Source organism: Microcoleus sp. BM001215392 (assembly GCF_036700185.1).
Classification (GTDB): domain Bacteria; phylum Cyanobacteriota; class Cyanobacteriia; order Cyanobacteriales; family Microcoleaceae; genus Microcoleus.
Window position 1 is genome coordinate 20,767 of the sequence record NZ_JAUBOJ010000050.1, and the last position, 6,465, is coordinate 27,231.

Here is a 6,465-nt window from a genome sequence, read left to right on the forward strand (position 1 = left end):
ACTATCGCCCTTGAAAAAAGCTCGATGGCGATTCGATCTAACAACATATCAAATTGAAGAGATGTAGTTACTAAGTCTTAGACTTTTTTAACAAAGAGAGGAAAAATGAAAGCCGATCTGCAAATTTGGAGTAGTTCTATAAATGGAATAGGAATAGTTGTTGTAATTAACAATTTATTGAGTATGCCAGCTCTGGGCGCTACTCTTGGACCTATTCAATTTCCCGTCCTCATCAACAATACTCAAGTCGGTCAAGTTAAAGTTGAAGTTAATGACCAAGATGACCCTTACTTTGATGCACTTGTGGGTGAGTTTGAGGCGACAAGCCAAATCCGAGATTTAGAGAATCAGTATAAAGTTCGCTTCAATTGGTTTCAGATAATCACGCAGGATAGCGATCCCAAAAATGATTCTAACGGAAACTTACTGACTCCGCCATACATCGATCCTCCTAGAAATGGGTATGACGATCTTTGGGCTGATGATAGACCTTGGTATTTAGATGAATTTTCCCAACCACCTAATGACCCTCGCTTTTGGAATCCAGGAGGGTTGCTAGACAATAATGTATTCGGCTCGCGACTAAGTTTTGAAGACAGCCCAGGAAATTACATTGGCGAGGAAACAGATTTTGCTACCTTTCTGATAGCCAGCGACTCCCAAAACAAAATCTATGATTTTTTGGGTGGTTTTGAGTGGTCTAGCAGGGGTGTACAGCAAGGTGAAGAAGGAGCTGCAAAAATAGTTCGTTTGGAAAATAATGCAATATTTCAAGAAAGCTACAAACAGCAAATATTGAATGAATTTGGATACAGATGGCAGCCGATACTCCCCTCCTCTGGCTACTACACCGATCGACTCGGAGGCGCATTTGGCGGTCAGTTTTGTGGCGGTTTGGGTGGTGTGTTTGATAATGCACTTTGCGGTAGTATAGGAACATCCCCACCTGGATATACACCAAACGACGACGGCTCCTTCGGCTCATATCCCTTGGGCTTTTCATTTAGTTATTTCGGCCAAAGCTACAACAGTTTCTACATCAACAACAACGGCAATATTTCCTTTGGCAGACCAGTTAGTGCATACACGCCGAACCCTCTTCTGACAGAAAATATAGCTCCTCTAATTGCCCCTTACTGGGCTGATGTAGATACGCGCGGCACGGGAACTGTAGCAGTGCGAACAGACATTCCCAACCAACTTATTGTCACCTGGGACAAAGTAGGATATTACTCGCAGCACACGGACAAATTAGCTTCTTTTCAGTTAGTGTTGCGCGGTTCCGATTACCCAGTTCCACCTAATGAAGGCAACGTCGGATTTTTTTACAAAGATGTGCAGTGGGAAACAGGCGATGCTAGCAATGGAAGGGGTGGATTTGGCGGCATACAAGCAGGAGTTGGCTTTAGCGATGGATTATCAACTGTTAATCCCGGTGAAATTTCGCTGCCTTTTTCTCAGCAGGCAGGTATAAGTGAATACGTAGGCAACAAGCATTTCTGGTTTAATTATCCCGAAACTGCCACTTGTAGTGCTGCTAGTGGTGGCGGTGGCTGTGCTCCAGCTCTCGCTAGGAGGATTGTAAGCGAGCCTATGCTAATGTCTAGCATCGCTGGTAGCAACGCGCTATCAGTCAAAAATACGTCAGGTAAAAACGCCGAGGATGACGCACTCTCGGCAGAAGCTGTTCCCGAACCAACCACCGGGTTAGGAACTTTATTAGCCCTAGTCGTATTGCCTGTAATTAAAAGACTCAAAAATCGGAAAACCAAAGAGTAATGAAAACCCTCTACACCCTGCTATATGCCCTCAGCATAATTCTCATCAACCCTTGGGGAAGCAGCCGGGGAAGCATCTGGACTTCCCCCAAAGTGTTCGTTATTTGGCTAATAGTAGGAGTCAATCTCGCTCTATTGTGGGAACAAAGAAAAGCTCTAACTATTTCCCGACAATGGAAAATTTCCCTAATACTGTGGACAATATTTCTCTCAATCGGAGCTATCTCCACTCTACAAAGTCCTTTTCCCTTAACGTCTTTTTTCGGTCAAGACCAAATGGGAGATGGCTGGCTGTACTGGCTGTTAATCGCCGCCTTCACCCTCAGCAACAGCTTGCTCTTAACCGTACACCCGCAACTCATTAATTCCCAATTCCAAGGATTGCTAATTGGTGGCATCATTCTTTCTCTGAGTATCTTCCCCCAAATCATCGACTGGCGGATCGACTATACCGCTACAATGGGGAAAATTATCAGAGCTGATGTTAATGCCAGTAGCATATTTCAAGGACAGCAACCTATCGGATTGTACTCCCATCGCGGCCACGCAGCTATAGTTTTAGCATTAATAGTAATTAGTGCTATTGTGAGTTGGTTTTCGAGATTTACCACAACTAAATTAATGGTAATTACTTTGGCTTTAACTGTTCCCGCACTGCTGCTAACTTCTACTCGAAGTGCTATTTTAGCTTTGATGGTTGCGAGTGTCTATTTGCTCAGAGGCAAATATTACAAAATTCTTGTAGGAATTATTCCGATCGCCATAATCGCCATTGCCCTCATGACTGTCACCAGGCCGCTGGATTGGAGCAAACCGACCATCGCCCAAATCATGTCCAGCCGATCGCCCATGTGGACGCTCTCAGCCCGCGGCATCAAAAAACGCCCGCTACTTGGATGGGGATTTAACGGTTTGGGCATTGCCTATCCCTACATCCGAAATCCTCAACTAACTCCGATAGTTGTAAACTTAGACGAGTTTACTTACGACTATATTAACATAAAAGGTGAAATCAGCACCCTTGAAATTCTTACTTACAAAGCTCACAATTGGATTCTGGATACTACTTTGTCAGTTGGCATTTTAGGGCTGATTGCTGGGATTGCATTTTGGGGATATTATGTCTGTTTAGCGGTGAATTCGTCTGTGCGCGGTATTGAAGCGGTTGCTATTGCTTATCTGATTTTTACTTTGACTTGGTTCGACTGCGCTCAATACGCACATATTGCTTGGTGGACAATGAGTCTCGCCGCAGTTAAATCTGCTTCTGTTACTCGTTTCCGGGTAAAGTATGGGCAATTACCAATGACCAATTAGCAATTACCCATTACCAAATCCTACATTTCCTGCATCAACCGCAAATAATTTTGCCGCATCTGCGTCATATTTTCCATCATTCTATTAGCCATATCTTTCTCAACATCGCTCATTTGCTGCCAAAATAAAGCCGATCGCCTGGCCATGATAGCTTCTTCCCAAAGCATCTCTAAAAGTTGCGCCGCCATCGGATTTTCAGCATCTATAATCCCGCACAATTGCTCAAAAGCTCGGTTAGCTTCGGCGTGACTCCCAACATCCTGAGCGAGTGTCAGGCATTTTTTGAGTTGTACGATCGGGTTTTCAGAAGAGTAAGCCATAATTTCACTAAGTTTAAGCTACCAAATTTACACTGACATCTTTGAGATTACTAGAGTTGCGACACGGCCGCACAGTTCCCCAAATACCACCGCCAAGGCAAATCAATCCCTTTAGTAATCCCGATCCGCGTAGTTTGCACAAAATTTATTGTACCCTCCTCCACGGCTTGCTGAAACTCTTCGCTCCGGTGTTCCAACCGCAGCGCTTGGCCGGAATCCAAGGGTAAACCGCTAAAAGTTCGATCGATCTCCAGCACCTTACACAGCTTCCCAGGCCCGGCGGCGAGGCGCAACTGCTTTTTTTCGGGAATTGCCGCAAACTTGACAGGAGGCGCATCTAGCTGCAAAGCTCGAATCAGCACAGCGCTACCAACTCCCTCCGCATCCGTCACCACGTTAAAACAGTGATACATCCCGTAAATTAAGTAAACGTAGCCGATACCCGCACGCCCGAACATCGCCTGATTGCGAGCAGTCTGCTGTCGGTAAGCGTGACAAGCGGGATCTCCCGGGGCGTAAGCTTCGGTTTCCACAATCATTCCCCGAATCGTCTCGCCATCAGGAAACTGGCGCACCAGAGTACACCCCAACAAATCAGGCGCTACGCTGGTAGATGGCCGCGCCAGCCAAAAAGATTCTACAATCTGAGTATTTGCACTCATCAAACAGGAGACAGTAAATTATGGACGTTAAGTTAGTTTTAGCAGTCTTGACAGCAGTTTTCACCGTGTGCTGTTTGTTCTTCGGCACAAAAAATGGATTCTACGACAGCGACAAGTATCACGGTAACGGTTCTGCTCATTAATTTTAGCTGGTAATTAGTTGCTTAAAAAAACCCCGCCGCCTGAATAACAAGCGGCGGTTTTTTATTTTAACTGAACCAAGGTTAAAAATAAAAAATTTAGGTTCGTAGTGAGCACGAAGAGTCCTTCTTAAACCCGCTCTGCTTAAAAATAAAAAATTTAGGTTCGTAGTGAGGACGAAGAGTCCTTCTTAAACCCTATACAGAGGACTAAAGTCCTCACTACAAACTGATTGCTATATTTGCTGGAATTAAAGGTGAATGTTGCCATCGGGCATTTTAGTTTCCTGCATTGTAGCATTCTCGAAATCCGCGCATCCCGGAAGATTGAAACGCATTGTGGCTCCTCGGTCTGTTGATTTCATGTTAAAACCAACTACTGCATTTTCTGGGTTATTCTTTTCGGGTACGGCACTTACCTTGAAATCCATATTTGCTGCTTGACCGTTAGTATCAACATTGAAACTTATGCCGCTACAGCCCAAATCAGAACCTGTCAGGTTGGCTTTATTCAAGTTGGCATTTTTTAGGTTGGCATTCGCCAGTTTTGCTCCTGATAAGTTAGCACCTTCTAGGTTTGCTCCCTGCAAGTTAAATCCTTGTAAGTCCATTCCCTTCAAGTTGACATTGCTGAGATTGCATTCGGGACACTGTTTGGTCTCCAGCAATTGCTTGACTTGGTTTTGCTGGTTAAAATCAGGTATGTATTTGGTTGCAGCCAATAAAAGGGCGATCGACAATCCAGCAGTAATTATATTTGGGATTTTCATAAAAATTCTCAAAAGCCACCGTGGCTTTCTATTTCGGTTAATTATTAATACAGCAGCGCGATCGGCTTCTCCTGAATTTCCACAACAAAATTGTCTGTACTTCAGATAAGTGGGTGCGCACAATTAAATCCCGCCTTCTCTCCCTCACCTGTGCCGCTTTTGGTTTTGGACTCGCCCGTCCGCCTGCTTCACTTCGCTTTGCACCGCCCACCAACAAACAAACTTTTTTTACCGAAAAATTGGGTCTAAAGCCCCGTCCTTCTAGGACGGCTTTATATTATTCTACTATATTTATTTTCTGTAATTATATTTATCCGCTACAATGCCAGATAAATATGTTATACTTAGAGCATGATAGTAAGAGAAGCCAAGCTAAAAAACGGAACAAAAGAGCAATACTTAGCCCTTGATGAGGCTATCAGAACAGCGCAGTTTATTAGGAATAAAGCTGTACGGTTTTGGATGGATAATCAAGGGGTTAGTAAAGCTGTTTTGTATAGCCTATGTAAGGACTTAGCTAAAGAGTTTATTTTTGCAAAAAAGTTAAACTCTGCTGCTAGACAAGCTAGTGCCCAACGGGCTTGGGCTGCTATCTCTAGCTTTTATTCCCGATGCAGAAAAGGCGCAGGAAAGAAAGGCTATCCAAAGTTTAAAAAACATTGTCGCTCTGTTGAGTATAAAGTTTCAGGATGGAAGTTGTCAGAAGATTGTAAATCAATTACTTTCACTGATGGTTTTGAGGCGGGAACATTTTCTATCTTTTGCAACAATCAAACTCATGAAGACTTACACAGATTAAAGATTAATCGGGTGCGAGTAGTTAGAAGGGCTGATGGTTATTATGCCCAGTTTTGCTTTGATGCTGACCGCAAAGAAACAGGTAAATATACAGGAAATGTTGTCGGGTTAGATTTGGGATTAAAGTTTTTCACCAAAGACCAGAACGACAATGCTGTAATATATCCTCAATTCCTGCGTTCGTCAGAGAAGCGATTGAAGAAAGCCCAACGCCGACTAAGTAAGAAATTCGTGAAGGGTGCTAAACCTCAATCAAAGAACTATCACAAGCAAAGGAAAAGACTGGGTAGAATCCATCTAAAAATTCAGAGACAGCGTAAAGACTGGGTAATTAAGCAAGCGGGAGTGCGTAGTCCACTCTAACGATGTGGTTGTCTATGAAGATTTGAAGATTGCCAATATGGTAAAAAATCATTGCTTGGCTAAGTCAATCTCCGATGCTAGTTGGTATCAATTCACTCAATGGCTGGACTACTACGGCAAGATTTGGAATAAAGCAGTTGTGGCGGTATCGCCTAACTACACTTCGCAAGATTGCTCTAATTGTGGTCACAGAGCTAAGAAAGCACTCAGCACCAGAACACACTCATGTCCTAATTGCAAAATTGAACTGTGCCGTGATACTAATGCGGCTCTCAATATTTTGCAGAAAGGCATGAATCTACTGGGTACTGAGTGGC

8 protein-coding genes are annotated in these 6,465 nt (G+C 43.7%); 5 read left to right on the top strand and 3 right to left on the bottom strand.

Annotated features, from left to right (window positions below; translation table 11 throughout):
• Positions 1–105 precede the first annotated feature (105 nt).
• A complete protein-coding gene (locus tag QT974_RS08490; protein WP_333468069.1) occupies positions 106–1,779 on the top strand; it encodes a nidogen-like domain-containing protein in 1,674 nt (557 codons plus the stop codon).
• Positions 1,779–3,095, top strand: a complete 1,317-nt coding sequence (locus QT974_RS08495) for an O-antigen ligase family protein (protein WP_333468070.1) — start codon at positions 1,779–1,781, stop codon at positions 3,093–3,095. The genes QT974_RS08490 and QT974_RS08495 overlap by 1 nt, the downstream gene beginning before the upstream one ends.
• A gap of 20 nt (positions 3,096–3,115) precedes the next feature.
• Here the strand turns inward: QT974_RS08495 and QT974_RS08500 are convergent, their stop codons facing one another.
• Positions 3,116–3,415: a hypothetical protein gene (locus QT974_RS08500; RefSeq protein WP_332946858.1), complete on the bottom strand. Its 300-nt coding sequence runs from the start codon at positions 3,413–3,415 to the stop codon at positions 3,116–3,118.
• Positions 3,416–3,465: 50 nt separating this feature from the next.
• Complete coding sequence (locus tag QT974_RS08505) at positions 3,466–4,077, bottom strand: DNA-3-methyladenine glycosylase (RefSeq protein ID WP_333468071.1); 612 nt, start codon at positions 4,075–4,077, stop codon at positions 3,466–3,468.
• 20 nt (positions 4,078–4,097) lie between these two features.
• Here QT974_RS08505 and QT974_RS08510 point away from each other — a divergent pair, with 20 nt between their 5' ends.
• Entirely contained in the window at positions 4,098–4,220 is a 123-nt protein-coding gene (locus QT974_RS08510; RefSeq protein ID WP_096830678.1) for a hypothetical protein, read from the top strand.
• A gap of 248 nt (positions 4,221–4,468) precedes the next feature.
• Here the strand turns inward: QT974_RS08510 and QT974_RS08515 are convergent, their stop codons facing one another.
• Complete coding sequence (locus QT974_RS08515) at positions 4,469–4,987, bottom strand: pentapeptide repeat-containing protein (RefSeq protein WP_333468072.1); 519 nt, start codon at positions 4,985–4,987, stop codon at positions 4,469–4,471.
• Between the two features lie 351 nt (positions 4,988–5,338).
• On the opposite strand from QT974_RS08515, the gene QT974_RS08520 reads away from it, so the two are divergent.
• Together QT974_RS08520 and QT974_RS08525 are read left to right on the top strand one after the other, a co-directional pair.
• Positions 5,339–6,148, top strand: a complete 810-nt coding sequence (locus QT974_RS08520; protein WP_333468073.1) for an RNA-guided endonuclease InsQ/TnpB family protein — start codon at positions 5,339–5,341, stop codon at positions 6,146–6,148.
• Between the two features lie 37 nt (positions 6,149–6,185).
• The coding region (locus QT974_RS08525; protein ID WP_333468074.1) for an RNA-guided endonuclease InsQ/TnpB family protein at positions 6,186–6,465 on the top strand (280 nt) is incomplete at its 3' end.

What these genes read in the sequence shown, in the direction of transcription:
- QT974_RS08490 (WP_333468069.1), top strand. Translation starts at nt 106, where the DNA reads ATGAAAGCCGATCTGCAAATTTGGAGTAGTTCTATAAATGGAATAGGA.
- QT974_RS08495 (WP_333468070.1), top strand. Translation starts at nt 1,779, where the DNA reads ATGAAAACCCTCTACACCCTGCTATATGCCCTCAGCATAATTCTCATC.
- QT974_RS08500 (WP_332946858.1), bottom strand. Translation starts at nt 3,415, where the DNA reads ATGGCTTACTCTTCTGAAAACCCGATCGTACAACTCAAAAAATGCCTG.
- QT974_RS08505 (WP_333468071.1), bottom strand. Translation starts at nt 4,077, where the DNA reads ATGAGTGCAAATACTCAGATTGTAGAATCTTTTTGGCTGGCGCGGCCA.
- QT974_RS08510 (WP_096830678.1), top strand. Translation starts at nt 4,098, where the DNA reads ATGGACGTTAAGTTAGTTTTAGCAGTCTTGACAGCAGTTTTCACCGTG.
- QT974_RS08515 (WP_333468072.1), bottom strand. Translation starts at nt 4,987, where the DNA reads ATGAAAATCCCAAATATAATTACTGCTGGATTGTCGATCGCCCTTTTA.
- QT974_RS08520 (WP_333468073.1), top strand. Translation starts at nt 5,339, where the DNA reads ATGATAGTAAGAGAAGCCAAGCTAAAAAACGGAACAAAAGAGCAATAC.